The 26,886-nt window shown below is 43.8% G+C and carries 24 protein-coding genes and 1 tRNA gene; 8 read left to right on the top strand and 17 right to left on the bottom strand.

The features are described 5' to 3' along the window. Window position 1: 1 nt before the first annotated feature. From ACX0G7_RS02405 to uvrB, 3 genes are all read right to left on the bottom strand, one after another. Entirely contained in the window at window positions 2-2,542 is a 2,541-nt protein-coding gene (locus ACX0G7_RS02405) for a hypothetical protein (RefSeq protein ID WP_458921816.1), read from the bottom strand. 185 nt (window positions 2,543-2,727) lie between these two features. Then, window positions 2,728-5,583: a DNA polymerase I gene (polA, locus tag ACX0G7_RS02400; RefSeq protein WP_458921815.1), complete on the bottom strand. Its 2,856-nt coding sequence runs from the start codon at window positions 5,581-5,583 to the stop codon at window positions 2,728-2,730. Between the two features lie 40 nt (window positions 5,584-5,623). Further along, window positions 5,624-7,663 (bottom strand): excinuclease ABC subunit UvrB, encoded by a 2,040-nt coding sequence (uvrB, locus tag ACX0G7_RS02395; RefSeq protein ID WP_458921814.1) that lies wholly within the window; start codon window positions 7,661-7,663, stop codon window positions 5,624-5,626. Window positions 7,664-7,845: 182 nt separating this feature from the next. On the opposite strand from uvrB, the gene ACX0G7_RS02390 reads away from it, so the two are divergent. From ACX0G7_RS02390 to corA, 3 genes are all read left to right on the top strand, one after another. Further along, complete coding sequence (locus tag ACX0G7_RS02390) at window positions 7,846-8,424, top strand: NADPH-dependent FMN reductase (protein ID WP_458921813.1); 579 nt, start codon at window positions 7,846-7,848, stop codon at window positions 8,422-8,424. Between the two features lie 112 nt (window positions 8,425-8,536). After that, complete coding sequence (locus ACX0G7_RS02385) at window positions 8,537-9,103, top strand: hypothetical protein (protein ID WP_458921812.1); 567 nt, start codon at window positions 8,537-8,539, stop codon at window positions 9,101-9,103. Window positions 9,104-9,172: 69 nt separating this feature from the next. After that, complete coding sequence (corA, locus tag ACX0G7_RS02380) at window positions 9,173-10,270, top strand: magnesium/cobalt transporter CorA (RefSeq protein WP_458921811.1); 1,098 nt, start codon at window positions 9,173-9,175, stop codon at window positions 10,268-10,270. Window positions 10,271-10,317: 47 nt separating this feature from the next. Here corA and ACX0G7_RS02375 read toward each other — a convergent pair whose 3' ends face one another. Beyond that, window positions 10,318-10,824 (bottom strand): DUF2480 family protein, encoded by a 507-nt coding sequence (locus ACX0G7_RS02375; protein ID WP_458921810.1) that lies wholly within the window; start codon window positions 10,822-10,824, stop codon window positions 10,318-10,320. A 291-nt stretch (window positions 10,825-11,115) separates the two neighbouring features. Then, a complete protein-coding gene (locus ACX0G7_RS02370) occupies window positions 11,116-13,248 on the bottom strand; it encodes a peptidylprolyl isomerase (protein ID WP_458921809.1) in 2,133 nt (710 codons plus the stop codon). Between the two features lie 602 nt (window positions 13,249-13,850). Between ACX0G7_RS02370 and nadA the strand changes: the two genes are divergently transcribed. The 4 genes from nadA (at window position 13,851) to ACX0G7_RS02350 (ending at window position 16,010) form a co-directional block, all read left to right on the top strand. Continuing rightward, window positions 13,851-14,861: a quinolinate synthase NadA gene (gene nadA, locus ACX0G7_RS02365; RefSeq protein WP_458921808.1), complete on the top strand. Its 1,011-nt coding sequence runs from the start codon at window positions 13,851-13,853 to the stop codon at window positions 14,859-14,861. Window positions 14,862-14,977: 116 nt separating this feature from the next. Beyond that, window positions 14,978-15,054 (top strand) — tRNA-Lys (locus ACX0G7_RS02360). Window positions 15,055-15,262: 208 nt separating this feature from the next. Further along, window positions 15,263-15,715 carry an Hsp20/alpha crystallin family protein gene (locus ACX0G7_RS02355; protein WP_458921807.1) on the top strand — a complete coding sequence of 151 codons (453 nt, stop codon included), beginning with the start codon at window positions 15,263-15,265 and terminating at the stop codon, window positions 15,713-15,715. 100 nt (window positions 15,716-15,815) lie between these two features. Beyond that, complete coding sequence (locus ACX0G7_RS02350; protein WP_458921806.1) at window positions 15,816-16,010, top strand: hypothetical protein; 195 nt, start codon at window positions 15,816-15,818, stop codon at window positions 16,008-16,010. Between the two features lie 153 nt (window positions 16,011-16,163). Here the strand turns inward: ACX0G7_RS02350 and ACX0G7_RS02345 are convergent, their stop codons facing one another. The 12 genes from ACX0G7_RS02345 to ACX0G7_RS02290 all read right to left on the bottom strand — a co-directional run bounded on the left by ACX0G7_RS02345 (window position 16,164) and on the right by ACX0G7_RS02290 (window position 25,841). Then, window positions 16,164-16,583, bottom strand: coding sequence for an SH3 domain-containing protein (locus tag ACX0G7_RS02345; RefSeq protein ID WP_458921805.1), 420 nt, complete (start codon window positions 16,581-16,583; stop codon window positions 16,164-16,166). Between the two features lie 66 nt (window positions 16,584-16,649). After that, window positions 16,650-17,147 carry a BON domain-containing protein gene (locus ACX0G7_RS02340; RefSeq protein ID WP_458921804.1) on the bottom strand — a complete coding sequence of 166 codons (498 nt, stop codon included), beginning with the start codon at window positions 17,145-17,147 and terminating at the stop codon, window positions 16,650-16,652. Between the two features lie 110 nt (window positions 17,148-17,257). Continuing rightward, on the bottom strand, window positions 17,258-18,319 hold the full coding sequence (locus ACX0G7_RS02335; protein ID WP_458921803.1) for a beta-ketoacyl synthase chain length factor: 1,062 nt from the start codon (window positions 18,317-18,319) through the stop codon (window positions 17,258-17,260). Between the two features lie 4 nt (window positions 18,320-18,323). Beyond that, on the bottom strand, window positions 18,324-19,511 hold the full coding sequence (locus ACX0G7_RS02330) for a beta-ketoacyl-[acyl-carrier-protein] synthase family protein (protein WP_458921802.1): 1,188 nt from the start codon (window positions 19,509-19,511) through the stop codon (window positions 18,324-18,326). Window positions 19,512-19,521: 10 nt separating this feature from the next. Next, window positions 19,522-19,785: a phosphopantetheine-binding protein gene (locus tag ACX0G7_RS02325; RefSeq protein ID WP_458921801.1), complete on the bottom strand. Its 264-nt coding sequence runs from the start codon at window positions 19,783-19,785 to the stop codon at window positions 19,522-19,524. A gap of 10 nt (window positions 19,786-19,795) precedes the next feature. Continuing rightward, a complete protein-coding gene (locus ACX0G7_RS02320) occupies window positions 19,796-21,079 on the bottom strand; it encodes an ABC transporter permease (RefSeq protein ID WP_458921800.1) in 1,284 nt (427 codons plus the stop codon). A gap of 3 nt (window positions 21,080-21,082) precedes the next feature. Then, window positions 21,083-21,829, bottom strand: coding sequence for an ABC transporter ATP-binding protein (locus tag ACX0G7_RS02315; RefSeq protein ID WP_458921799.1), 747 nt, complete (start codon window positions 21,827-21,829; stop codon window positions 21,083-21,085). Continuing rightward, the gene (locus ACX0G7_RS02310) at window positions 21,829-22,842 is read right to left on the bottom strand and encodes a BtrH N-terminal domain-containing protein (protein ID WP_458921798.1); all 1,014 of its coding nucleotides are present in this window, start codon (window positions 22,840-22,842) and stop codon (window positions 21,829-21,831) included. Before ACX0G7_RS02310 ends, ACX0G7_RS02315 begins: the two co-directional genes overlap by 1 nt. After that, window positions 22,832-23,239: a hypothetical protein gene (locus tag ACX0G7_RS02305; RefSeq protein ID WP_458921797.1), complete on the bottom strand. Its 408-nt coding sequence runs from the start codon at window positions 23,237-23,239 to the stop codon at window positions 22,832-22,834. Before ACX0G7_RS02305 ends, ACX0G7_RS02310 begins: the two co-directional genes overlap by 11 nt. A gap of 37 nt (window positions 23,240-23,276) precedes the next feature. Next, a complete protein-coding gene (locus tag ACX0G7_RS02300; protein WP_458921796.1) occupies window positions 23,277-24,425 on the bottom strand; it encodes a beta-ketoacyl-ACP synthase III in 1,149 nt (382 codons plus the stop codon). 12 nt (window positions 24,426-24,437) lie between these two features. Beyond that, on the bottom strand, window positions 24,438-25,337 hold the full coding sequence (locus tag ACX0G7_RS02295; RefSeq protein WP_458921795.1) for a hypothetical protein: 900 nt from the start codon (window positions 25,335-25,337) through the stop codon (window positions 24,438-24,440). 9 nt (window positions 25,338-25,346) lie between these two features. After that, window positions 25,347-25,841, bottom strand: coding sequence for a hypothetical protein (locus tag ACX0G7_RS02290; RefSeq protein ID WP_458921794.1), 495 nt, complete (start codon window positions 25,839-25,841; stop codon window positions 25,347-25,349). Window positions 25,842-26,053: 212 nt separating this feature from the next. Here ACX0G7_RS02290 and ACX0G7_RS02285 point away from each other — a divergent pair. Further along, a partial coding sequence (locus ACX0G7_RS02285; protein ID WP_458921793.1) for an aromatic amino acid lyase occupies window positions 26,054-26,886 on the top strand: 833 nt, incomplete at its 3' end.

Below are 26,886 nucleotides of genomic sequence, written 5' to 3'. Positions count from 1 at the left end.
TTTATCCTCTCTCCGGACGGCGCCCGCCGGATGAGCCATTGGATCTTTCCGATGACCTTGCCGGTGAATTATTCTCCCTTTGTCTTGCTGATGGCGTATTGTTTTCAAATCTTCTTTGAACCTCCCGCACTTGCGGTTGCGCTTGCCTGTCCGGCCTTGACTGAATCTGTCTTTCTTGTCTCCGCTGCTCAAACTGCGGTTGTTGTCTTGGTTCATACTGCCTTTGCGGCGACGCCGATAAAGGTCTTGAATTCAAGTTCTCAGGACGGTTATTGTTTAGTCTTTCCGCTCTTTGAGGACGGCTGATCCTGCCCGGCATTTCTGTCCCGGTATCATTCCTGGCTCCCGGGTTAATATTTGGATTTCTGCCGTTGTTCCTGTTTGGCTCACGGTTTTCGTTATTGTCCCTGTTTCCATCCCGGTTAATATTGTTGTTGCGGCCATATGGATCTGTCCTTGCTGAAGGATTGTAAGCCCTTACCGGTCTGTCGGATCTGTCTGGTTGCCCGTTACCAACATTCCCGTTATTGTTGTTCAGGTTGTTGCCGCGAATATTGCGTTCATTATTCTGATTATTGAAGCGGTTGTTGTTGTTCCTGTTGTTGTAAACATTCCCGTTGCCTCTGTTATCAGAATTGTTCCGGTTATTATAGTTCGCCGGACGGTTTGATCGGACGTTATTGGACCAATCACCGTTCCGCGCGGATCTGTTACGATTATAATAAGCTGTTCTTTGATAATCGCGGCTTACCAATCCGGTGCGATTACGATAAATATTACCTGAGTAGTACCTGTTTCCGTAGTTATAACTGCGGGTCCTGTTGTAGTAGTATGCATTGTTTCCATAGTAGCCACGGCCATAATAGGAAGGTGACATGCAGTAGGAGGGGCGATAATAACGCGGACCCCACCATCCGCCTCCCCAATATCCCCATGGCTGACGACCCGTACCAATACTTATATTGAACCAGCCAGCACTGTAGTGATAACCCAGTCCCCATCCGATCCATGGATCGTACCTTACATTGAATCCCCAGGTGTACGGCCTGGCATAATAGTGTGTTCCAAACCATGGCCTGTAATAATAACCTGTGCCATAAACTACCGTTGGGCCATAAATGAAGTTGTTAAGATATCCAGGTGTGTACCCCATATAGACATATTCGGGAGTAACATCATAAATATGAACATACTTCATATGATAAACGGGGTAACTTGGAGGAATAAGTGCAACAGCATTGGGCCTTCTTACACTTACCACCCACGGGCCCGTTGCGCGGCCTGATTCAAACCAAACTCCGTTATCAACGCTGTAATAGCGACCGTTCCATCTTATAACTGAAGCGGGTGTATTGACCGCGTAATCAATATCGGTTCCATCGATGTCTTCAAACCGAGGGTCGCCGTCATAAGCAACTTCTGCCTGCGCACTGTTACGATCAACCTTTGCCGTCTGTGGCACCGCTGCTTCCTGCACCGCATCATTTGCAGCTTCAGTGCCGGCAACACTGGCGAGTACATGATCTTTCGGCGATCCTTCCGGGATCTTTGCAAAATCTGCAGGCAACCTGTCTGCCGGTGCGTATTCCCAGTTGCCACTCAGCGTTTTTGAATGATACCATCTACCTGAGATCAGTACATAATAGTTTTGCGAATCGACATCCATAAAAATGTCATCGCCCGAATTAGAAACAAATAACAACCCGGAGTTGTCTAGTGATGAGAATTTTGCTTCGCCATTGCTTTGGATAAGTTCTGCGGGCTGGGTGCTGACAATTATCTTGTAAATAGTATTCTCGTCTTTTTCGGCCGCTTCATTGCCGGAAGTGCTTTGCGACCTTAATTGTTCCGCGATCTTTTGAAGCTGCGGTGAAACCGTTGTTGTCAGATTGAACGGCCCTTTTACTGATGGGGCAACATACCAATGCTTACCACCATGCAGGTAAAAATTTCCATCGCTTCTCACGAGGGTGAATGGTGTGTTCACAACAGCATCAACGCCCCATTGTGAATTATACTGGATCTTTGGCTCACCGTCGATCACAACGAGAATTGATGGACTCGTGCTGTATATAACTTTCGGCGCCTTGTTGCTTATTTGTCCTGACAGTTCTTTCTGTTGATTATTTAAGGCAAGAGAAGACTGTAGTTCATTAAGAGGCATCCCGATGTTAAGTGAATTACTCTTGTTCTCGAGATCACTCTCAAGGGTTTCAAGGCTTTCATCACTTACATCACCGGGTAATTTAATTGAAGACACGTTCAGCGACTTAATCTCCACCTGGCCACCCCGGGTAGAAGTGAGTGCTTCCATCCATGCTACACCAAACACGGGATCGGTGGATCCTTCTTTGGTAACGGAGATGGCGGCGCTTGCTTTAAGTAAATTGTCGTTGAAACTTTCAGGTTGAAATTCGTATAACCTGATCGTTGAACCGTCAGATCCTTTGATCACCTTCGGCCATGATTCCTGGGCCATGGTATCAAAGCTTATAAAAACCATGCTTAAGAGAGAAAAGAGGATTGTTGATTTTGTTTTCATACCGGTTGTATAAGGTGACTGCAAAGAGAAAATGTCAATTTGAAGATACTCTTTCAAGATGTTTGCCAGTGTTATAGGGTTGCAAATACCGGGCGTTCTGACCATTCTTTGCAATCATTTAGCAACAGAATTAAAGCCGGGTTAAAACAAACCAATAAGTGTCATTTGTGTACTTAAGAATTTTGTCAGTGCGCTTCGAGCCAGTTTAATCCGGCGCCAATTTCTGCTTCAACAGGCACATCATTTGGAAGAGGCAAGGCATTGCGCATACATTCAAGAATTATTGGTTGAATGATATCCGCTTCTTCTTTGACCGCATCAAAAACCAACTCATCATGCACCTGTAAAATCATTTTTGAGCGGAACTTCTTTTCTTTAAATACCTGGTGAATTTTGACCATGGCAAGTTTGATCATATCCGCTGCGGTGCCCTGTATAGGGGAGTTGATGGCATTGCGTTCAGCGAATCCGCGGACGGTAAAGTTTGATGAGTTGATATCTCTCAACCATCGCTTCCGGCCAACCAGCGTTTGAACATAACCGTGTTCTCTTGCAAAATTCACCGTATCATCCATGTATCGTTGTATACCGGAAAATTGTTTTTTATAATTATCAATGATCTCCTTCGCTTCTGTTCTTGATATACCAAGATTATCTGCAAGTCCAAACGCACCCTGGCCATAGATGATCCCAAAGTTGACACTCTTAGCCTTATACCGCATTTCCTTGACCACATCTTTTTCCTCAACGTTATATACTTTAGCGGCGGTAGCGGTATGTATATCTTTTCCTTGTTTGAATGCTTCGCACATAGCTGGATCGCCACTTATTGCGGCCACTATCCTTAGTTCGATCTGCGAATAATCTGCCGATAATAATATGTGATTTTCGTCCCGTGGAATGAACGCCTTCCGGATTTCGCGGCCCCGCTCAGTTCTGACGGGAATGTTCTGCAGATTCGGGTTATTGCTTGAAAGTCTGCCGGTAACTGCAACGGCCTGGGCATACGAAGTATGAACCCGTCCGGTTTTTCGGTTTCTCAGCAGCGGAAGTGAATCAACATATGTTGATTTCAGTTTGGTAAGCTCCCTGAAAGCGAGGATATCTTCGACGATTTTATTCTGATGTGCAAGTTTTGATAAAACATCTTCACCGGTGGCGTATTGACCCGTTTTTGTTTTTTTTGCCTTTGGATCAAGTTGAAGCTTTTCGAACAGCACTTCTCCAAGTTGTTTTGGTGATGCAAGATTGAACCGAAGCCCCGCCTGCGCATAAACGCTTTCTTCACTTCGCTTCGCATCTTTATCCAGCTCCAGTGAGTATTCATTCAGAAAGTCTACATCCACCTTTATGCCTTCATACTCCATGTCGGTGAGAACTGCAAGCAAAGGGTTTTCAACTTCGTAAAAAACCTTTTCAACAACTTTAGTTGTGAGCAATGGTTGTAACGCGTGTTTAAGCTGAAGCGTTATGTCTGCATCTTCAGCGGCATAGTCTTTTATCTTCTCAGTCTCCACATCGCGCATGTTGCCCTGGCTTTTTCCTTTTTTGCCGATCAGATCCTCGATCGGCACAGGATCATAACCCAGGAACTGGGCGCTTAACATGTCCATACTTCTTTTGCCATCGGGTTCAATCACATAATGCGCCAGCATCGTATCAAACCAGGAGCCCTTAAGTTCATAGCCATACCATTTTAAAACAAGCATGTCGTATTTAAGATTCTGGCCGACCCATCTTATGGAAGGATTTTCAAAGAGTACTTTGAACTGTGACAAAATGTTTTTCGTTTCGGCCTGGTCCGCAGGAGTCGGAACATAGTATGCCTCACCTGGTATAAAGGAAAAGCTCATACCGACCAGCTCCGCATCATTTGCATCGAGGTTATTGGTTTCAGTATCAAAACAGATCTCGGTCTGACCCATCAATGTTTTTACAAACGCTGGTATTGCCTCTCCCTGTATAAGATGATAGCTGTGTTTTGTATTCTTTATGTTTCGTGTTGCAGGTAAACTTGGAGGGGCTTCTCCCTCGGTAATAATTTCCTCTATGGCATCCTGGGTGGGAGCAAAGCTTTTCGCAGGAGCTTTGCCTGTTCCTTTAGCGGCAGGGACAGCGTTGCCAAAAAGATCAGTCTGTACGCCTTCGGGCGCAGCGCCAGCAATCAGGTCCTCACCAAGCAACCGTTTGGCCACAGATTTAAATTCAAGTTCAGTAAACACTTCACGAAGCTCTTCCTTGTTCCATTCCTTAAGCCGGAAATTTTCAGCATGGAATTCAACAGGTACATTACATATGATCGTCGCCAGTTTTTTGGACATGATCGCAGATTCCGTGCCCTTACGAATTTTTTCTCCTAAAGCGCCTTTGATCTTGTCCGCATTCGCGATGACGTTTTCGAGTGTTTCGTATTCTGCCAGAAGTTTGGCTGCTGTTTTCTCGCCCACACCGGGTATTCCGGGGATATTGTCAACAGCGTCTCCCATCAATCCAAGTATATCTATCACCTGCGATACATCACGGATACCCCATTTTTCGCAAACCTCTTTAACCCCAAGTATCTCTGCATCCCCGCCCTGGTATCCAGGCTTATAAATTTTTACTCTTTCGTCAACCAGCTGCCCATAATCTTTATCTGGTGTCACCATCAAAACTTCGAACCCTGCTTTTGCTGCCTGCTTACTCAATGTCCCAATCACATCGTCAGCTTCAAAACCATCCATTTCTACAACAGGAATATTGAAAGCCTTGATGATTCGTTTGATGTCTGGTATAGCTGCCATTATATCCTCAGGGGCTTCCTGGCGGTTAGCTTTGTATTCAGTAAAATCGGTATGCCGCTCGGTCGGGGCATGTGTGTCGAAGCAGACAGCCATGTGGCTGGGTTTCTGGTTGTTTATTAATTCAACCAACGTATTTATAAATCCAAATTGTGCATTGGTATTACGTCCCTTTGATGTTAGTCTCGGGTTGCGGATCAGCGCATAATAAGCCCTGAAGATCAGGGCAAGAGCATCAAGTAAAAAAAGCTTTTTATCCATTCGACGAAGGTAATAAGTTCTGTGTGCGTTTTTTGATTGCTTATTTTTTCATTGCTTCAAGCTTTTTCTGCAGCAGGAACATCTCATCTCTCAACCTTGCTGCTTCCATAAAGTCAAGGTCACGCGCCGCTTTTTCCATTTCCTTTCTGATCTTTCCAATACCTTTTTCAACCTGTGGGATAGTTTGATAGGTCTCCTGTTCTTCCGCCGCCACGGTTACAAGCTCTTCATCGGGCGCAACGGAGTAAGGGTTAGCCGGGTCATAACCTTTGATATCAAGTACAGACGTTTGTGCAAATACCTGCTCCTTGCTTTTAGTGACGGTTCTCGGTGTAATGTTATGTTCAATATTGTAGGCAATCTGTTTTTCACGCCGCCTGGTTGTCTCATCAATCGTTCTTTGCATGCTTTCGGTCATCATATCGGCATAAAAAATCACACGGCCGTCAACATTCCTTGCTGCCCTCCCTGCGGTTTGTGTGAGCGACTTTTCGTTCCGGAGAAATCCTTCTTTATCTGCATCAAGAATGGCGACCAAAGACACTTCCGGCAGATCGAGACCCTCTCGGAGAAGGTTCACCCCAACCAGTACATCGATAACGCCTAAACGCAGCTCGCGCAGGATTTCGATTCGTTCCAGGGTATCAACTTCGCTGTGAATGTATTTTGATTTGATATTTATCCGGTGAAGGTACTTATCCATCTCTTCGGCCATTCTTTTGGTAAGCGTTGTAACCAACACCCTGTCACCCTTCTTAACTGTTTTATCTATTTCATCCAACAAATCGTCAATCTGGTTAACACTTGGTCTTATCTCTATCGGGGGATCGAGGAGCCCGGTGGGGCGGACCACCTGTTCCACAACAATACCGCCCGTTTTTTCAAGTTCATAGTCGCCCGGAGTTGCTGATACGTAAATGGTTTGACTCAGCATCGATTCAAATTCGTGAAAATTTAAAGGGCGGTTATCCAGGGCGGAAGGAAGCCGGAAGCCATAATCCACCAGGATCAGTTTGCGGCTGCGGTCGCCACCATACATTCCACTCACCTGGGGAACTGTCTGGTGACTTTCGTCGATCACGCATAAAAAGTCTTTAGGAAAATAATCGAGCAGGCAGAAAGGTCTTGAGCCCGGTTTACGTCGATCGAAAAACCGGGAATAGTTCTCTACGCCATTACAGAAGCCTAGCTCGCGGATCATCTCGATGTCATAATTTACCCGCTCGCTCAATCGTTGCGCTTCGATAAACTTGCCTGTACTTTTAAAGTATTCCACCTGAAGTTGCATTTCGTCCTGTATCTCGTACAAAACCTGTTGCAACATATCTTTAGGCGCCAGGTATAAATTGGCGGGGAATATGGCTGCGTCTTCCATCTTCATCATCCGCTTATTCGTTTTCACATCAAAGGTTTCGAGCTCTTCAATGTCATCACCAAAAAATGTGATCCTGTATCCGTAATCTACATAGGGCAGATTGATGTCAACCGTATCGCCCTTAACCCTGAAGGTTCCGCGTTTGAATTCGTCATGGGTTCTTGAGTATAATGAATTAACCAGCGAATGCAGAAAGCCCTGTCGCGATAAGGTCTGCCCCTTTCTTATGCGTATGATCCCGTTTTCGAACTCCGCCGGATTTCCAATACCGTAAATACAACTTACAGAGGCAACTACAATGATGTCTCTTCTGCCACTTAATAACTGTGTTGTGGCCTGCAGTCTCAGTTTATCCAGCTCTTCATTTATAGAGAGGTCTTTTTCAATATAGGTATCGCTTACAGGCATATAAGCCTCTGGCTGATAATAGTCGTAATAGGACACAAAATAGCCCACGGCGTTATCCGGAAAAAATTGTTTGAACTCTCCGTACAACTGGGCAACCAGTGTCTTGTTATGTGTGAGCACCAGGGTAGGCTTCTGTACCGCCTGTATTACATTAGCTATAGTGAAGGTCTTTCCTGATCCTGTAACACCCAGTAATGTCTGGTGCTGCTCCCCATTGTTGATTCCTTCAATGAGTTGCCTGATAGCCTGCGGCTGGTCTCCTGCCGGCTGATATGGCGTATGAAGTTTGAACGGCATAATATTGACTGTTAAAGAAGGATGAGTGGGCTTGCGAACCACCATTTACCCTTACTGATTTGCGCATGTAATAATACGCTTTTCTCTTGTGTGTTTGCTGTGAAAAGAACCATAACAATTGTGAACTCCCACTTGTTAGCTACTTTTGAGAAGAACGGAAATTTTAAGAAAAAATAACAAATATGATCAGTTTAAAAATCATTATTGCCAGTACGAGGCCGGGAAGAAAAGGTGTGATACTTGCGGAATGGATATTAGCTAAAGCAAAGGAGCATAAGGAATTTGATGTTGAAATGATTGACCTGGCAGCTGTCAATCTGCCTTTTTTGGATGAACCTCATCACCCACGTTTCCAACAATATACCCAGCAGCATACCAAAGACTGGAGTGCAAAAATCGCCGCCGCCGAAGCCTTTATCCTGGTTACTCCTGAGTACAATCATGGGTACCCCGCTACGATCAAAAATGCGATTGACTTTTTGTATCATGAATGGCATCACAAGCCGATTGGTTTTGTGAGTTATGGTGGAATTGCCGGCGGCATAAGATCAATTCAACTGCTGAAGCCCGTACTAACCGCATTGGATATGGTGCCATTAACCGCAGCCGTTAATGTTCCTTTTTTTACAAAATTTATTAAAGATGATAAGTTTGTTGCCGGGGATGATCACAACAAAATGGCCGATGGCCTTTTTGAAGAGTTGAAAAAGTGGTCTGAATCATTAACCTCCATGCGTAACCGGAATACTGTAAAAAGTTAGTTTTCGGTTAGACCAGCACATTAACAATGAAATGTGACCGATCATCCCGAATTCTTCCATGAGATTTTTTTTTGAATAAATCTTTCCCTTATATTGAATAAAAATTCTATTTATGAAAGTTTGTTTATTGATTGCGGGGTTTATGATATCGATGACGGGTTTTGCGCAGGAAAAATTCTTGCCACCGGTTAAAGGTGGAACTAAAATGCAGTATATGGCTAATGTAGATGGCCAGGAAATTCCTGTTGGATTTAAGATTGATTCGCTGTCAGGTGACTATTTAAAAATTGGATGGAGCGTCGAAGGTTACGGAGAAGGAGCATGGATAATGAATCAGAAGTCCCTGCAGAGTGGTACAGGTTCACTTGGAGATAATCCTCAACCGGGTGTGGACCAGGTAGTGCCGGACGACAAAACGCAATTGGTCCTGTCCAAAGATCAGTGGGCAGCAATAACCAGGGACAAAAAGTTGAAGCACAATAATGTTGAATTCAGTGTTGCTGCTCCCGCAGCAGGAAGTGAGTTCAAGGTTGGTGATAAGGCTGTCGATGTAATCTATCTTGAGTCTGCCGATAAATCCAGTAAGTTATGGGTTCTTAACAATCCTGCTTTTCCGTTAATCGCAAAAGTTGTAGGAAATACCGGTGGTCCGGATCTCACCATGCTAAGTATCAACTAGACTAGTCGCATATATTTTTCAGTCAAAAACGGGGTCTGTGCCCCGTTTTTCTTTTTTATCTTTATCCGTATGGAGCCTACAAAGTATTTAAAGTATCTCGCCTTACCTGCCTTGTTTGGTACTGCGCGTACAAAGGAAATTTTACATGTTAATCCTACCATTGTACCGCTCAGGGAGGAGGCGTTGGACGTTCAAACCTTTATATACGATTATGACGCAACAACGTTAATAGAAAAAAAGGCTGAACATGTTGAGAGCTGTTTTCAATTTAAGTCCAGCGAACGGATCACCTGGATCAATATCGATGGCCTACGCAAATCTGAAGTTGAGGCGGTCTGTAACCATTTCGGCATTCACCAGCTACTCATAGAAGATATACTTAGTACAGGACAGCGACCAAAAATGGACGAGGTGGAAGGTGTTATGTTCTGCCTGTTAAACATGCTATATTTTAATTCGGAAAAAAAGACTGTTGAAACTGAACAAATAAGTATTGTACTGGGAAAGGGTTTCGTCATTTCATTCCAGGAAGATGCGAGCCGTGATGTTTTTGATCCCGTTCGTAACCGCCTTTCCATAGCCAACAGTAAGCTGAGACAACGGGGAGCAGACTATCTTAATTATACCATGCTTGACCTGATCGTTGATAATTATTATAACGTGATGGAAAAGCTCGGGGATGAAATTGAAACGCTGGAGGGCGAACTTATCTATCGAAGCAACCCACAATCGCTGGCGAGAATTAACCAGGTTAGAAAAGAATTGATTGTTTTAAAAAGGAACCTGGCGCCGGTAAGGGACCTGGTGAATGGAATAATCAGAAGTGAAAGCGATTTGTTGGAGGACCGGACTACAAAGTACTTCAAGGATGTATATGATCACATCGTGCAGGCCTATGATCTGAGTGAGAACTACCGCGATATCATGGTGTCAATGCAGGACCTGTATATAAATAATGTGAATCTGCGGATGAATGAAGTGATGAAGGTAATGGCGATAGTGACCTGTTTACTGGCTCCAGCTACGGTGATCGGTGGTATTTTCGGAATGAACTTCGAAACGATACCTTATATCCATAACAAGTACGGATTTTTGATCGCGTTGTCTGCCATGTTGTTCATCCCGATATGGATGTTGTTTGTATTCAGGAGACGTGGTTGGTTTTAGCCTATTAGCCCGGCCATCTGTTCGGCAAGGTTACTATAGTACTGCAACTACTTCTTTTTGAAAATTGGCACCGTACTGCATGGTTCGCCGTACATGATACTTTTCACCACTGGTCTCAGCTTTTTTGTGATGGTGAGATAGGCGGAAGGTCCTATTTCCAGATCACCGCAACCCTTTATAACTACACGCTTGTCAATGAATTCAGCCGGATCTATTGCGTCAAGATTTTTCTGAAAGAGTTGCCGGGCAGCCTCTTCGGCTGTCCCAAAATAAACATCGCTTGCAACCGGTTGCAGGTAAGAAGCAACGAGCATATATGCCCACATAGGTATTATTGCATCAGCGGAACAGGTAACGGTAACCGGTTTATCCTGGTAAATAGTCCAGTCAGTATTTTGAAGTGAAGCCCTGAAGTCTTTCTCTTTAATGATCATTTCCATAAAAAGGAGTGGCTTCAGGTCAAACGTAACAACCTTTTCTGCCGGGTAATAACTTTCAAGGTCTATCGTAGTCAACGCGCTTTGCGCCACCTTATTTATTATTTCTTCATTCATGATTAGTGCAAATTTACTGAATTCCGGATGGAACACAACCCCCGGAAAGTTAGCGAAATCAAAAAGCGAATGGATCACTGTAAAGAAGTGGCATTAGTCTGAAGATCGTGGATTATGCCAGGCGGACGGATCCGCCTGGCAGGTGGATCAACCTAAGCCGACGTATCAGTCTGGCAGGTGGATCAGTCTAAGCCGACGTACAAATCTGGCTGGTGAATCTCTTAAAACCAAAAAACCCGGCGCATATGCAGCCGGGCTTTTTGGTAATGTATATTTTGAGTGATGTTTTTCCTAGAAGAATTTATATCGTTTGTCTTCTATATCTGCGTTCTTTTTGATTATTTCGGGAATCGTCCTTGCTGCAAAGGATTTCTGTTGTTGCTGAAGCATTTTCTGCTGCTGAGCAGCGTCGAATCCGGCTGTCGGAACGGTTGTTACATTATCGGATCTCAGAACAAATACACCAAGCTCACCAACAACGGGAGGTGATACCTTACCCTGCGCACCTTTTGAAAATGCAAGTCCGGCGACCTTAAGTTCAGGGCCAACGTTTGGAATATTTGGTTGCGAAAAACGAATACTATCCACCTTGCTCACGCTTTGACCGGTAGCCTGGGCAACTGCTTCCAGCGTATTGGCATTTCCAATTTTTTTGATGATCAGTTCCGCTTTTTTATTATTCCTGATCTTGGCTTCAACCAATGGTCTGGCTTTGTCAACAGGCATTGTTCCTTCTTCGTATACTGAAATTACAGCCGGAACTACATATTTATCTCCAACCATATATGGTTGTTCTGCCACCTGGCCTGCTTTGGCATCAAACACCCACTTCACAAGTTCCCTGCTGTCTCCAAGTCCGAAGATGGTGTAATCGAGCGGCTTAATGTCTGCTGCAACAAATTTATTTATGTTTTTCTTTTTTGCGTTGGCATCGAACTGTTTGCGGTCACGACTCTCTGCAGCGAATTGTGAAGCCAACCCCATTGCGGTGTTACGTGTAAGATCGCTGGCCAGTATAGGCTTGGAGAAATATGCAATCTTGTATCCTGTTTCAAAATTTTGCTGTGACAACACTTCTATATAGTGAAAACCTGAATACTTCGAGTTCTCAACTTTAACTGTTTTTTTATCTCCCGCATTACCGTAGAATGCTGTCTCTGCAAATTCTTTGCTAAGATCTCCAAACTGATTTGACGAAAAAGTATACACACCGCCAGTCGTTTTAGATCCTTCGTCTTCACTCAATTTTACAACCATGGAGTCAAAAGAAGAACCGCTGTTGATGGCAGTAACAATACTATCGATAAGTTTTTTTGCTGCACTGTCGGTCCTGATGGCGCCGGTTTGTGGTTCAGCTATTTTAATTAATATGTGGCGGACCTTAACACTGTCGGGGATATTTCTTTTGCCGATCATTTTTGCGATAACATAGTTGCCACCATCGAGGTAGGGGCCGTATATCTCGCCGTCTGCAAGCTTCTGTAAAGTATCTGAATTTACCACCTGCATCTTTGATTTCTGAATATAGCCATCGTAAAATTCCGTTTCGCTGGCATTGCCCATCAAAAATGCCGGGAGATCTGTTGCAGTTGCAAACTCATTTTTCAAAGCAGCAACCTGGTTAAAAATCGTCGCAGAATCTTCTTTATTAGGAGCAGCATCAAATGTGACGTATTCTATATTGCGGCTTTTTTCCTGCTTAAATGATTCTTTGCGTTCATTCACATACTGCGAAATCTCCTGATCTGTTACCTTGATGGTCGAATCGGCAACGGTTGAGTAAGGTACAGCAACAAATGATATAGAAGCCATTTGTGATGCATCCGCATTCATCTTTTCCACCAGCCATTTTGGTACATAAGAACTGTTACCTAAAATAGAAAGGTATTTCTCTTTTATTCTTTGCTTTTCAAGAGAAGGTATAAACTCTCCCCAGAAGCTGGCATGTTGGGGAGTACCTTTCTTCAAGGCCTTGATTGCCTGGTATGCTGCATCGGCGTTATACACACCGGTATTGGGATCAGTGAATTGTTGTTGAAGTTGCTGTGGAGGGTTAGGACCGTACAATATATCCGTAAGTTCTTTATCTGAAACAGTGAGTCCGAGCTTATCATATTCCTTTGCAAGGATTATATCTTCCACTGTTTCATTCCAGATGCCATCACGGATCTGTTGACGCATCATATCATTTATAGGGTAGTTGGCATTACGGTATTGTTCCTCCATCATCTTAACCCTTTCTTCGAAAGGCTGAGCTTCTATTTTTTTACCATTAACCTCACCTAAAGTTGTAGAGTTGCCGCTGAAAATTCCGCGGCCACCACCCTGGAATGCATCCTGGGCAATAAAGGCAATAAGAGCTAAAGCAATCGCACCACTTACAATCCACGCGGCTTTGTCACGGATGTTTTGAATAATAGACATAACGGTTTAATCGTCTGATTTAATAAATAATTAGGTTTGGCAAACGGACGGCAAAAATAGGGGAAAATTGGTTATGAACAAAGTGTGGAAAACGCAGCGAAATAGCGATTAATTGCGGGTTACAGCTCAAAATATTCCCTGGGTCGGACACAATATTTTCTGGATTCCGGCGATACAGTATGGGCTGTGAAACAACCATGTGAAAACATGATTAACAGTTCCGGTTGATAAAGAAATATATCAGTGGAAAACCCGCATTATTCCTCCGCGGTTTTGGTGGACAGTTGGCTTGTAAAATGAAGTGATCTGGTTGTCAACATTCCAGAAGTCAATAAACTGCCATTTATTAGTTTTCATTCCACAGGCTTTTTTGAGAAAATATCATGGTTATTATACAAGCCCTCCGTTTTCAACAGGGGTGGACAACCTCAGATTTTGCACAACCATACAGGCATTTGCCTTGTTAACAGCTTGTGGAAAATTGTTGATAAACAGGTAATTTTAGATTTTCCAAAACAGGGTAGGGGAAATTTATCCCCTAATTCACACCCGTAATAGTAATAGGTTTCTTTTATAAAATTATATAGTTAATATTAAATACTATGGGAGATATGCACATTGCTGCAGCGAAACAAAGTGTTGAGAAAGTAGGATATTTGGATCTCGAAATTGACGCCAGGCTGGATTTGTTTCACGAAATCGAAAGATTAAAAAAAGAAAAAAATGCAATCATTCTCGCACACTACTACCAGGAACCTGATATTCAGGATGTTGCAGATTATATCGGGGATAGTCTCGGGCTTGCTCAGAAGGCTCAGAATACCAGTGCGGACCTCATCGTTTTCGCCGGTGTGCATTTCATGGCTGAGACAGCTAAAATCCTCAATCCAACCAAGAAAGTCGTTCTTCCCGATCTCAAGGCTGGATGTTCACTTGCCGATTCGGCACCGCCCGAGTTGTTCAGAAAATTCAAAGAGCAACACCCGGATCATATCGTCATTTCCTACATAAATTGCTCGGCAGGCATCAAGGCGCTCAGCGATATCATCTGTACTTCCAGTAACGCCGAAAAGATAGTAGAAAGTCTCCCGGCAAGTCAAAAAATTATTTTTGCCCCTGATAAAAACCTTGGCGCCTACCTGGTCAAGAAAACCGGAAGGGATATGGTTCTCTGGAACGGAGCTTGTATGGTTCACGAAATATTCAGCCTCGAAAAAATAACCCGACTTAAGATCAGGCATCCAAAGGCCAAATTGATTGCACATCCTGAATGCGAGGATCACATCCTGAAAATTGCAGACCATATAGGGTCGACTACGGGCTTATTGAAGTACACCATGGAAGACAGCGCTACGGAATACATTGTGGCAACAGAGACTGGCATCTTACACCAGATGCAGAAAGGATCCCCAACAAAGACCTTTATTCCTGCACCTCCGGATAATAGCTGCGCCTGCAACGACTGCCCGCACATGAAGCTGAATACCCTGGAAAAGCTTTACCTGTGTATGGAGTACGAAACTCCAGAAATTCATATGGATGAGGAGATCAGGCTTGCGGCAAGAAAGCCGATTGACAGAATGCTGGAGATCAGTGCCAAATACGGACTGTAACACATGCAACAACTGATAATAATAGCCTGGGACAGGTGGTGATAATCCCTTGTTCCAATGTTTTTAAGTTGAACGCACAGATAAAGGCAACATGTTTTATATTTGCACTCCTTTTTGACTCCCTAGCTCAGTTGGTTAGAGCTACTGACTCTTAATCAGTAGGTCCTGGGTTCGAGCCCCAGGGGGGTCACCAGCTTATAGTCGTCTGCGCTGCAGGCGACTTTTTTATTGGCAACACTAGTATTATTCTCCCCGCTAAAACTGAAATTTTGACTTTTTTTCTGTCAGATTTTTCCTGAATCCCGCCAGATTTTCAATCTCCAAGCCAGCTACTAAAAAAGGCACGCAGCTTGATCAGGCAATTTGGAATCAATTTGTTAACTATTAAAAACAAGGTAATTATGAAACCCGCAATCAGAAATGGAAGCATGTTTAATAGCTTGCCTATGCTTTTTGATGACTTTTTTAATCGCGATCTCTTTTCTTTGTCAAACACAAGCTTTTCCGACACAAACACCACTGTTCCAGCGGTGAATATTAAAGAAACGCCTGATAGGTACGAGGTTGAGGTGGCTGCGCCTGGAATGAATAAAGAGGACTTTAAGGTAGAACTGGATGGAAATATGCTTACCATCAGTTCGGAAAAAACAAATCAATACCAGGATAGGGAAGATGAGCGGTTTAATCGGAGGGAGTTCAGTTATCAGTCTTTTCAGAGGACATTCAACCTTAAGAAAGAAGTTGTTGACAGTGAAAAGATTGAGGCGAAATATGACAAAGGCGTCTTACAGTTGATTATTCCAAAAAAAGAGGAAGCAAAACAAAAACCAGCAAGGCTGATCCAGATCTCCTGACGCTGGCAGACTTTTAGTATTAAAAATAGCCGTGATGCTCACGGCTATTTTTTTGCCCTAAGCAGTACAGAATTAATCATTTTTAAAACCCCGAATAACAATGGAAAAGCGAATCTTAGGTATTATACTATCAATACTGGGTATTGTCGGTCTTATCTACGCTGGAGTTACTTTTATGAATGGTGGTGGTTCTAATAAGAACATCAAAGCAATAATTTTCGCAGGTGTTCTAGGTGCCATTTTTTTCTCTGCCGGAATAAGCCTGATCAAAAACACGAAAGACAGAGCTACTTAGTCAAACCACCTTCCACGTCATTGGTTAAGCTTTCATGGTCATTAACTTCACTGGCTTTGCCGTGACAGTTTCTGGAACTTTTTTTCAGATTCGGGCATTAAAAAAAGGTTGTTCCAATCAGAACAACCTTAATTACTTTATTATTATCATCATTTATTCAACGGAAAGATATTGGGCGTAAGCATATCCTTCTTCACCGCCCGAAGTTTTTACCAGCCACCATTGATCATTGGTTTTACTGACCAGGGTAACGTAGTCATGGTGCTTAGCCTTTCCCACTATCGGTTGATCTGTTCCGGGTCCTTTGCGGATGTTGAGGTTAGACGATTCAGTTACAACCTTTGCCCTGGCACCAGATGCCATGTTTGAAACATTAACGTCAAGAATTAAATCGCCTCCACGGAAGTCCGGGTCAATCTGGTTGTAGATATTCCAAAGTGCGTCTTTGGTTTTTCCATCAGGAGCTTCTCCATTTATATAGAGAACGTTATCCTGTTCCCGAACCTGGAGATTTGTAACACCTGATGCCTGGGCTGAATTGATCAGCTGTTTGTATTTATCTTGCAGTGCCATAATTTGGTCCTCCTATGTTTTAAAAAATTCGATTGCTAAATAGTGACTGAAAACGCATCGACACTTTTACTTTAGTGTGAGCTTCTGTTCTACTTTTTTCGGCTTCAGAGAATTTATAGATTTCATGAGTGTAGGAAGCTTTGACCTTTCCAGTTCACCCGTGAGCGTTACAACTCCGTCGTTTACAGTTGCTGTAACGGTCGGGAAATCCTTGGTGGCGTCAGCCAGTCCCTTAGCAATCGGATCATCAGCAGCAACCTCAACAGGAGCGGTCGCTTGAGCTGGTGGCGCCACAACAATATTATTGACAACACTTTTCACACCTTCAACCCCTTTAACATCATTTTCAAAGGCCTGCTTTGTGGCTTCATCGGAAGCGGTGCCAGAAAGGGTTGCAACACCATCTTTTACAGTTGCCGATAAGCCGGGATAAGAACTCGATTTGGTCACGATTGCCGCCTCGATGTCTGCATCTTTTGGCTTTGATTTACAGGATTCAAGGCTTGTAAACGAAGCCCCTGCTAACAAAATGATTGCTGAAAATTGTAAGATTGACTTTTTCATATTGATTATTTTTTGATCTGCATTAAGCAGGATATCAATCAAAAGCCAAGCCAGATCGGATGGTTTGCTGAGAGCAAACTCATGATGAGTAGCACATTAGCTCTATATTTCTAATGATCAACGCTGCACAGTATAAAACTGTGTTGCACAAATTTATAATTATTGTAAATCAATATCTTTCTTAATCCTGTTTGTTCTTTTGGCCCTGTATTTACCGGTCCGTATTTCAACATATGGGAGGGAACCTCCTGGGTTCGGAGTAATTCAGCCGCCAGCCATAAAGCGATAGAAGAGGCAGTCGCAAATTCACCGGAAATATGCTTAAACCGGGCGACCGGAACATTTGTAAGCTGTTTCTCACAAGCCTCATAAAATGGCATCATCCGGTTATCTCCATTTTCGCCGGACATGAACAGTCCGGGTGCAACGGCATTCAGATCATTCAAATCCAGGAAGTCACGGAAGCGCTGGGCAACGATCTGTGGGCTATCTGATGTGATGGTTTGCAGGGCTTCAACCTTTACCGATCCAGCCCTCTTTTTGTTATCAACAATGAACATAGCTGACCCCTCGCCGGGGTAGCTGCCGGGCAGTTCATTTTGATATATACCTGCAAGGGTTACAACGGAAGTCTTGTACCAGCCGGCCAGTAAATCAATGTTGTAGTTGTAAGCTGAAATTTCATCGACCGCACCAAGTAAAAAGCGCGAGTCGGGATTTTGGCGTAAATGCATTGCTGCATCGAGCATGGCATTTTCAAATGAATGTCCGCGATGAACATGCGTAATGTTGTAGCCATTGTTTTTTAATAACATACCCACCTGGCCAGCAACAGCATTTGCCGTGCTCTGAACAAAATTGGTCGGGGTTAACATCCCCTCCTTGTACTCAATAATCTGATTCAGGAATTTGATGCAATCTTCCATTCCTCCATTAGCTGTACCAATAATAATTCCATCAGGATTTCCTGAATCCTGGATCAACGGCATGGCTGCACCCACGCCTAACCTAACGGCCTTGCCCATGCGCCGAAGTATCTTCTCAGGGATCTCGTCATACGAAGGCTCTATAACTGAAATCTTATTGCCAGTGGGAACCTGGTAGTTTGCAAGATCGGTCCGGCGGAAAGTTAGTTGTGATGATATGCATGTTGATTCCTGGATATAGAACATAATATCATTCGTTTGAAAAAATCAATGAAGAACAGTTGCCGCCAAAACCAAAAGAATTTGACATGACATGTTTGAGATGAAGCTGCTTATATTCCTGCACCGGCGCAAGCGCTGTTTCGGGTGCCGGTTCATTGAAGTTAAGCGAGGGGTATATTTCCTGGTGCTTTAAATTCAGAATGCTATATACTGCTTCAATGGCACCGGCTGCGCCAAGCGTATGTCCTATGTTGCTTTTTGTTGAACTGAATGAAGGAACCGATTCAAAGATCCGGAGCATTGCCTTGCCTTCTACTTCATCGTTGTTTTCGGTTCCGGTCCCGTGTGTATTTATATAATCAATTTCCTGGGGTAAAAGTCCTGCAATATCCAGGGCTGATTTCATCGCAAGATATGGACCATCGCCTGTAGGTGAAAGCGAAGACGGGTGATATGCATCGTTTGTATTTGAAAAGCCACTAAGCCGGGCATGAATATTTTTATCCGTGGTATCCTCTTTTTTTTCCAGTATCAAAAATGCCGCGCCTTCACCCAGGTTGAGGCCTTGCCTGTTTTTATCAAAAGGTTTGCAGATCTCAGGAGACAGGATATGAAGCGCGTTAAATCCGTTCAACGTAAATTTTGCCAGGCTATCAACACCGCCTACAATAGCGCGTTTTACGTATCCGTTTTGTATAAGTCTTGCTCCGAACATGATAGCGTTTGCAGACGAGGAACATGCTGTATTGATCGTATCGGCATGCCCCTGCATCTTATAGAGCGATTGAATATAGAGTGTTACCGAAGAGCAGTCGTAAGACCCGAGATATTCAGAACCTTGTTCCTGGTTATTTGCGTCATGATATAATTCATCTGTAAGACACATGCCACCTACAGTATTGCCATTGATAAAAGCTGTTTCAGGACTTTGAATTTCTTCACTTGTTAGTCCTGCATCTTCAATGGCCTGGCGGAACGCATACAGGCATAGAAGGTCTGTACGAGTTACACCTGGTTGTTTTGCCCCAAGTGTTTCTTTAAGTGCTGTTGTACTGATTTTAATTTCGCCGCAGGGAAGAATGCCGGAAAATCGTGAGGGAAAGTTTTCTAATGTCGAGATTCCGCAGAACCCGTTTATTAATGCATCCCGGTTTTCATTTACTGAATTGCCAATTGCGCTGATTATACCAAGGCCGGTTACCACAATATCACTCACTGGCGTTGCTTTATTTGGTACGGTGTTTTTCAATATAGTCAACCATGGTATTCACATCTACGAGGATTTTACGACCTTCCTTTGGATCTTGTATAGTGATCCCGTATTCACGTGAAAGCAACACTATTAACTCAATCGAATCTATTGAATCCAGGCCCAGGCCTTCACCAAATAGCGGCTCATCATCTTTGATATCTTCTGGTTTCACCGTCATCAGATTCAAAAATTGAACTATTTGCTTCTTAACCTGCAGTTTTAAATCTTCTGTTTCCATTATCATAAACTCAAATTAGATTTTTTCTCTTCAACGCAACCAGAGTGATGGCCTGTATTGCAAGCGTTATAATCAATAAAGGTAAAATATTAATCAAAATATCCTTCAGTTTTCCGCCTTCCAGGAATAAGCCATAGTAAGCCTCCAGGCACCAGTGTAAAGGAGATAATTGCATAATAATCCGGAACGATGATGGCATTGCAAACGATGGTACAAGTATTCCACCAATAGCAGCCAGCAAAACGATTGACACAGCTCCAAGTCCGTTAGCCTGCTCCTGGGTTTTAGTAATGACGCCAACGAAAATCGCGTAAGTTGCGGCACACCATCCGGACATTAGCGTTACTATGATTAAACCACCAATATCAGCAGGTAAATTAAGTTTCGGCAATCCTAGCATTGGAAATAACAATATGCCTATGGAAAAGATTACCAGGGCCTGGAAAAAGGTAACAACTATATAGGTGAGTTGTTTGGAAACAAGAGCAATAAGGTAGTTTGTAGGAAGGGTTTTCAACCTGAGAAAACTTCCGCTAAGTTTTTCCCTCACAACACTTCCACCCAGGGAAATCACAACAAAAAACATCGCAAACACAGTCCAGGCTGGAATATTATGTTGAGAAGCATTTGGGATTGAACGGCTTCCATCTCTCGAAACGGGTATCTCAGTAATCGGTACCTGGTTAGTGATAATCTGATTTTCCAGGGTATCAGGGATCTGGTCGTCATTGAGGTTCTGGTAAAGGTTTCTTACTATCTGGCGGCTTTCCACTATCTGTAAGGTACTCTTCAGGGCTCCCTGGATTGATTGCCTGAAGGAAGCCTGCAGAACCGGGTGATAATAGAGTGTTATGGGCCCGATGTCTCCATTAGTTACGGGTGGAGTATAAGTCGTGTCTGTGTTAACGTCCTTCAGGGCACGTGCTGCTACCTCTTCTGTTCTTGCGGCCAGTTCTGCTGTGAAGGTTGGCGGTATAACGATGGCCACTAACGCATCTTTCGAGCCCATCCTCTCCGAAATCTGTTTTTCATTTTCAGTGGACGGAACCCGTATAACGTTAAACATGCCGACTTTTTCAATGGCCAGGTCCAGTTGTTTTGCGGCATCACCAGTATCCTTGTTACAAAGAATCATGGCTATTTTGTTATTGTTAACCATCTCGAAAGTACTGTTCTGAACTATCGTGATAACAATGGCCAGTACAACCGGCATCAGGAACATAAGTGTGAGCCCGACCTTATCGCGCAGCAGGACACGAAGATCCTTCAATATGGTTGCATACAATTTATACATCGATCAATCGCGGTATGATTTGCCGGTGAGGCTGAGGAATAGTCCTTCAAGACCTTCTTGCTTATGTTTACTCAGCAGGTTTTCAAGTGAGTCGTGTACAATGATCTTCCCTTCATCGATCATAGCGATTTTGCGGCACAGGGATTCGGCTTCGTATAGTTGATGAGATGTGTAGATAAGAGTCATTCCGCCTGCATTCAGCTTTTTCAGATAATCTATTATCGCAAATCGTGTTTGTACATCTACGCCCACAGTCGGCTCATCAAGAAATAATATTTCGGGATGATGAATAACCGAAATGGCAAGGTTCACTCTTCGTTTCATGCCACCCGAAAACTTTTCAACCTGTTTATTTCTTACATCGTTTAAGCCAAGTACATCAAGTAGTTCATTTGTCCTTTGCTGTATTGATTTGGGATCAAGTCCTGCCCAGGCACCAAAGAACTCGAGGTTTTCGCGGGGACTAAGTTCCTGGTAAAAGGAAAAGTCCTGGGGAACAAAACCAAATATCTTATTAAATGCTTTCTTCTTTGTTTTAACCTCTTCACCCGCCAGTTTTACTGATCCCCCCGAGTAAGAAATAAGACCTGTCATAATGCTCATCAAGGTTGTTTTTCCTGCCCCGTTGGGTCCGAATATGCCGAAGCTTTCGCCTTTATCTATTTGCAGGTTAAGATTGGAGAAGAGTGGAACCGGCTGATCACGATAGGAAAACTGAAGATTCTCAATATTAACGGCAGGTATACTCATCAGGTCCATTTCATTTTGGAAAGGTCCCCGAAGGCATCTTTTTCTATCTCTGCTATTTCAAATAAAATATCTCCCATTACATTAAAGTCTTCCTGCTTACTGAGGCGTCCTTTATAAATGCCTGCTGCCTGCACGGCAGCATTTCGCCAGAGATCACCTGCTTTGGTAAACTTTTTTGACACCTCGAGAAGGGTATCGTTAGGATGATAGGCGTGGGATTGTTGCAGGAAGGCGGCGTAAATATAACGGAACCCGCCCCCACCGGTTCCGATCTCTTCCTGCATGCGCACGAGCTGGGCGAGGTAAAGCCCCGCTTTTTTTAATCCAAGATTATCCCGCCATTTCTTTATCCGCTTTCCTGTATAACGAATACCACTTACCCCGGCGATTGGGCCCGGAATATGAAGCATGTCCCGGACGTTTCTTTTCACCCCTTGTTTTATTGCATCACGGATCTGGTCCGGTGTTATTATTTTCTTTTCGAGTGGATAGTATAGTTGACCCCGCGGAGCCATTGCACCCTTGGCAAACCTGACCCGCTCGAGTTCATAGGAACTTAGCCTGGTGACTCCTTCCATGATCGGATCACTGATCAGGTAATCATCCCCTTCTTTGCCATATACAATCAGGTTGTGCGCATTAAAATGAAAACGATATTCCTTGGGGAAATAAGACAGAAAATAAACTCCAACCTGGCATCCCACGGGCTGCCCGGCCTCAATACATTGTTCAAGGAACTTTTGGGCCTGCTCCCGGGAACTAAACTTTTTTCTGACAACAGGAATGCCTAGTGCTTTACATGTTCGCTTGAAGATGAGTCCGGGCATTGTGCGGTAAGCAAATGCCGGCCCCTTATTGACCTTCATAAACGGTATGTAAATAAAAAAAAGTCCCGACCCGATGCCGAAAACCAGTGGTTCAGTCAGGGATGTTGCGCCAGCACCACTCAGCAGGTTTGTGGTTACCCCGTTTTCACAATGCGCGGCCTGCGTATGTACAAAATCAATCTTCATCAACGTTCATTGTTTTCAATTCGGTCAGGCTTACATTAAAGGCGTCTGCGTAGCGTTGTAATTTTTTCTCTGATAACTTTTCAAACACGGCTGGTTTCATATGTCTTTTGACCTGCCATTTCCAGAATCCCGTATAACCGGCGATTATTCCCACATCCATCAACCGTAGCTCCATAAAAAATAACACAGGACTTGCCTCTTTACGGTCAACCTTCGCTTTTGCCTCGGCTATCCGGTGCTTGATGTCGTCCCAGGCGATATCGAGTGCTTCCGCTTTTATTTCCCACCCATTACTAAGGGCAGTAACATAATTGCCGGATTCGTCAGTTGCATAACTCAGCTCTTTGGTGAGTTTAGCCAATGCGCTTCTATCCTGGGGAATGTTCTCCTTTTTCATACTACCGGGATTTAATTCCCAAAAATCCTAAAAAAGATCAACAAACTGTCAATAACCCATACATATAAGAAAATCTTGAGCTCTCCGGGACCAGCAAAAGGATCTTTTCACCCTTTTTAAGTGTGTTACTATGGAAAAGCTCATCGATCATCAGGTAAATGGATCCTGCCCCAACATTGCCTTTTGTTGCAAGATTTACTCTCCATTTTTCGTATGGTATCCCTATTCCCAGTTCGATCAGGCGGTCATGAATTTTCGCTTTAAAAAATTCACTTGACATATGTGGCAGAAAATGATCTATTTCATCTGCTTTCAATCCCTTTTTGTCAAAAAGTTCTTTCAGCTTTTTACCTCCCAGTGGAACGATGTTATCACCCAATAATCTAACGTCCTGTTTTATACTTAGCACAGAATGTTCCTTCAACTCGTCCGGGGTATAATCCAGGTAACTCGTAAGCGTCCCATCGGGTCGTTTTTCAGAACCCATATACATGCAGGCATCCATCTCATTGGCATATGAAATTCCTTCCAGCCATTCAACCCTCAGACTTAATCCATTTTCATTCGTCTTGTTCGAGAGAAGCAGCGCCCCGGCACCATCTGAAAGCATCCAACGAAGAAAGTCTTTTTCAAAAGCGATATAAGGATTGTTTTCCAGTTCCTTCAGTTTTACCACTTCATCTTTGAACTGGTCTGCCCGGATGGAAGCGGAAAACCTTTCGGATCCGGTACTCACCGCGATTTCGGCATCGCCGGTTTTCACAGCCATATAGGCGTATTTAAAGGCGTGCATACCGGCACAACATACCCCTGACGGCGAAACAACTTCAATACCGCTCATTTCGGGCAGATGTCCATGCACCATCACGGCGTGAGAAGGCATCATCTGATCAGGGGAAGACGTACCACAACTCAGGAGTTCAATAGTTTTCAGGGCATCTTTATCGTTGTTGAATAATTTTCTGACGGCTTCGGCTGTCATTCCCGAGTTGCTGTGCGTTGGCTTCCCCTCTTTGTTCAAGGCATAAAACCTGTTTTTTATACCATTATTTCTCAGAACGATGCGTCTTGACTTAGAAGGTTTGTCGTCTATAAAACCGAGATAAGACTCCATCTCATCATTGGAAACGGGTTCATTCGGGAAGTAAGTGGAAGTATTTATTATATAAACCTGGTTGAGAGACATCGTCAAATAAAATTAATTCAATGCTAGATAATATTGTTTCTTTCTCTTTATGCTCCGGGACAAAAAGGGCCTGAACAAGATTGAGTAAACAGTAAATATAATGGGAGCCGCTATAAACAGGGCGATCAAAAGATAATATTTAAAATAAACAAGCCATCGCGTTCTATTCTTTTTCCTGGTGATTAGCCGCGCCCAAAGTTTGAACAACTTGCTGCCCCGCTCTTCAATAAATATCAGCCCATAATGAACCTCGATGGCTTTCCCCGCAACAAACGCCTCCTGCAAGGTATCCAGTTTATTTTCCCGGAAGTGCCTCGCTGCAATTTCCCCGAACTGAGTTGCATTCCGGATGTCTTCGTCAGAGATGCCTGGTTTTGGAAAGATGTTTAGATACCTGTCTTTACGGCCGGTCAACATCCAGTGAAATATCGTTACTACGCTCACATGATTTTGGTGCCTGTCCATCAGAACGCTATTACCGACCAGTTTCGCGCCTGAATCCCTTAGAAAACTTTTCACTTTTTCCTGGGCACTTGCCCACATGTTTCGCGCACCTATCAGGGTGATTACCGGAGTATCTTTAAGAATTGCTTTGAAAGAAGGGTGTTGAAGAATTGAGTTTGCCGGAATGCTGGGTGAAAGAAACCATGGTTGATAAGCAAATATTATCAGGTCGTACTTTTTTTCTGAACATTGGAAAGGGACGATTTCAGTTGGAATGGTTAATACACTTTCGGGCATTGCATCAAAAAATGAAGGAGTTGTCCAGGGGAATGGATAATCTTTCTTTGGTTGGATGCTTACAGTTTCCACGGTTATTCCTGCCTGGGTAAACGGAGCAGTGAAATTGTCGAGTATTTGTTTTAGCTGGCCAGATTGAGTATAATAAACTGCTAATACTTTTTTATTCATTCTGAAATCTTAATTAAAATCCTTTTCACTCAGAACCTTTGAATTTTTAGCGTAATGAATGATAGCTTTTTGTACAGTTCCCGGCAGGCTTTTAAACGATTTGCGAATATACTCCTTGTCGGTTTCTATTTCCCCTTTGTACCCAAGAATTCCCGGGGCATTCTCCTGGATCATCAGCCGCATAAAACGATATTCTGCATTCCCTGTATCCTGTTGTATAGAAGCCTCCAGATCCTTATGTCCCGCTTTAAAAGTTTTTAATTTTTTTGCAACTCCGGGGGCGTACCCGGCTTTCTTCATAGTGAGCGCTCCGATCATAGCCTTTTTATCCAGGCCCGTTGCATGTTCGGCTTCTTTCAGTTCTTCATCCAGTTCCTTAACATCGGTACTTGACATTGCATCATAAAAACCCTGTTTGTTGTAAGCTTTTTGCGCCACCGAGTCAAAAGCAAACAGAAAAATAAAAACAGCACTCAACACTACAAAAAGCCTTATCCCACTCATAGCCACAATTTTAGGTCGACAAAGATAATAAGAAATATTGTTAACAGTCTTACAAGAGGCGTGGTTCGGAGAAGCCTGGTGACCCTCACCAAACCCGGTTCGTTGCCCGTGTTTCCCTTTTCCGTTAAACCCGCAGAATCAATAAAAATTTGATGGGCTGGGTATATTTTATTTTTTTTGTGCCCTCGTGTTTCTTTAATGAACATCTCTCTATGATACAAGTTGGTGGCGGCGTTCTCTCTCTTCACGACTTTTCGGAAATCATCTTCAAACAAAAGGCCATCCAATTGAACGAAGCTGCTTTACTGAATGTTTCTGAGAACCATTCTTTTTTGCGTCGTTTTTCGGACCACAAGCTGATCTACGGTATCAATACAGGATTTGGCCCAATGGCGCAGTTTAAGGTGAGCCCGGAAAACGTGCTGCAGCTGCAGTATAACCTGATCCGCAGCCATAGTTCGGGAGGTGGTAAAGTATTCAGCGCGATGTTGGGCAAGGCGGTGATGGTGGCAAGGCTCAATAGCCTGATGCAGGCTTATTCTGGTATCCACCCGGAGCTGGTGGAACTGCTGGTAACGCTGATCAATAAAGACATTGTTCCCTGTATTTATGAACACGGGGGAGTGGGAGCCAGCGGTGACCTGGTTCAGCTGGCCCATCTCGGGCTGGTGCTGATTGGTGAGGGAGAGGTGATTTTTGAGGGTAAAAAGCAATCAACGGCAGTGGTTTTTGAGCGCCAGGGCATCAAGCCCCTGGCTATTCATATCCGGGAGGGACTGGCCATTATCAACGGCACCTCTGCCATGACGGGGGTGGGACTGGTAAACCTGGTGCTGGCCAAAAAGCTGTTGCAGTGGAGCGTGATGTTATCGGCCATGACCAATGAACTGGTGGCCGCCTATGATGATCATTATTCTTACGAGCTCAATATTGTAAAAAAGCACCGGGGTCAGAACCGGGTGGCGGCCATGATGCGGTCGATACTGAGCGACAGCGGGATGATCCGCAGCCGTTCGGAGCATTTGTATGTTCCTGAAAACATCAA

The sequence above is a fragment of the Flavitalea antarctica genome (assembly GCF_054461535.1).
Note: the sequence above shows the minus strand (reverse complement) of the source record. Positions and strands in the feature narration are given on the sequence as shown.

What these genes read in the sequence shown, in the direction of transcription:
- ACX0G7_RS02375 (WP_458921810.1), bottom strand. Translation starts at nt 10,824, where the DNA reads ATGAATGAAGAAATAATAAATAAGGTGGCGCAAAGCGCGTTGACTACG.
- ACX0G7_RS02390 (WP_458921813.1), top strand. Translation starts at nt 7,846, where the DNA reads ATGATCAGTTTAAAAATCATTATTGCCAGTACGAGGCCGGGAAGAAAA.
- ACX0G7_RS02405 (WP_458921816.1), bottom strand. Translation starts at nt 2,542, where the DNA reads ATGAAAACAAAATCAACAATCCTCTTTTCTCTCTTAAGCATGGTTTTT.
- ACX0G7_RS02300 (WP_458921796.1), bottom strand. Translation starts at nt 24,425, where the DNA reads ATGTCTCTCAACCAGGTTTATATAATAAATACTTCCACTTACTTCCCG.
- ACX0G7_RS02305 (WP_458921797.1), bottom strand. Translation starts at nt 23,239, where the DNA reads ATGAAAAAGGAGAACATTCCCCAGGATAGAAGCGCATTGGCTAAACTC.
- ACX0G7_RS02290 (WP_458921794.1), bottom strand. Translation starts at nt 25,841, where the DNA reads ATGAGTGGGATAAGGCTTTTTGTAGTGTTGAGTGCTGTTTTTATTTTT.
- ACX0G7_RS02320 (WP_458921800.1), bottom strand. Translation starts at nt 21,079, where the DNA reads ATGTATAAATTGTATGCAACCATATTGAAGGATCTTCGTGTCCTGCTG.
- ACX0G7_RS02315 (WP_458921799.1), bottom strand. Translation starts at nt 21,829, where the DNA reads ATGAGTATACCTGCCGTTAATATTGAGAATCTTCAGTTTTCCTATCGT.
- ACX0G7_RS02350 (WP_458921806.1), top strand. Translation starts at nt 15,816, where the DNA reads ATGGAAAAGCGAATCTTAGGTATTATACTATCAATACTGGGTATTGTC.
- ACX0G7_RS02335 (WP_458921803.1), bottom strand. Translation starts at nt 18,319, where the DNA reads ATGTTCTATATCCAGGAATCAACATGCATATCATCACAACTAACTTTC.
- ACX0G7_RS02310 (WP_458921798.1), bottom strand. Translation starts at nt 22,842, where the DNA reads ATGAAGATTGATTTTGTACATACGCAGGCCGCGCATTGTGAAAACGGG.
- corA (WP_458921811.1), top strand. Translation starts at nt 9,173, where the DNA reads ATGGAGCCTACAAAGTATTTAAAGTATCTCGCCTTACCTGCCTTGTTT.
- uvrB (WP_458921814.1), bottom strand. Translation starts at nt 7,663, where the DNA reads ATGCCGTTCAAACTTCATACGCCATATCAGCCGGCAGGAGACCAGCCG.
- ACX0G7_RS02345 (WP_458921805.1), bottom strand. Translation starts at nt 16,583, where the DNA reads ATGGCACTGCAAGATAAATACAAACAGCTGATCAATTCAGCCCAGGCA.
- polA (WP_458921815.1), bottom strand. Translation starts at nt 5,583, where the DNA reads ATGGATAAAAAGCTTTTTTTACTTGATGCTCTTGCCCTGATCTTCAGG.
- ACX0G7_RS02340 (WP_458921804.1), bottom strand. Translation starts at nt 17,147, where the DNA reads ATGAAAAAGTCAATCTTACAATTTTCAGCAATCATTTTGTTAGCAGGG.
- nadA (WP_458921808.1), top strand. Translation starts at nt 13,851, where the DNA reads ATGGGAGATATGCACATTGCTGCAGCGAAACAAAGTGTTGAGAAAGTA.
- ACX0G7_RS02385 (WP_458921812.1), top strand. Translation starts at nt 8,537, where the DNA reads ATGAAAGTTTGTTTATTGATTGCGGGGTTTATGATATCGATGACGGGT.
- ACX0G7_RS02355 (WP_458921807.1), top strand. Translation starts at nt 15,263, where the DNA reads ATGAAACCCGCAATCAGAAATGGAAGCATGTTTAATAGCTTGCCTATG.
- ACX0G7_RS02370 (WP_458921809.1), bottom strand. Translation starts at nt 13,248, where the DNA reads ATGTCTATTATTCAAAACATCCGTGACAAAGCCGCGTGGATTGTAAGT.
- ACX0G7_RS02325 (WP_458921801.1), bottom strand. Translation starts at nt 19,785, where the DNA reads ATGGAAACAGAAGATTTAAAACTGCAGGTTAAGAAGCAAATAGTTCAA.
- ACX0G7_RS02295 (WP_458921795.1), bottom strand. Translation starts at nt 25,337, where the DNA reads ATGAATAAAAAAGTATTAGCAGTTTATTATACTCAATCTGGCCAGCTA.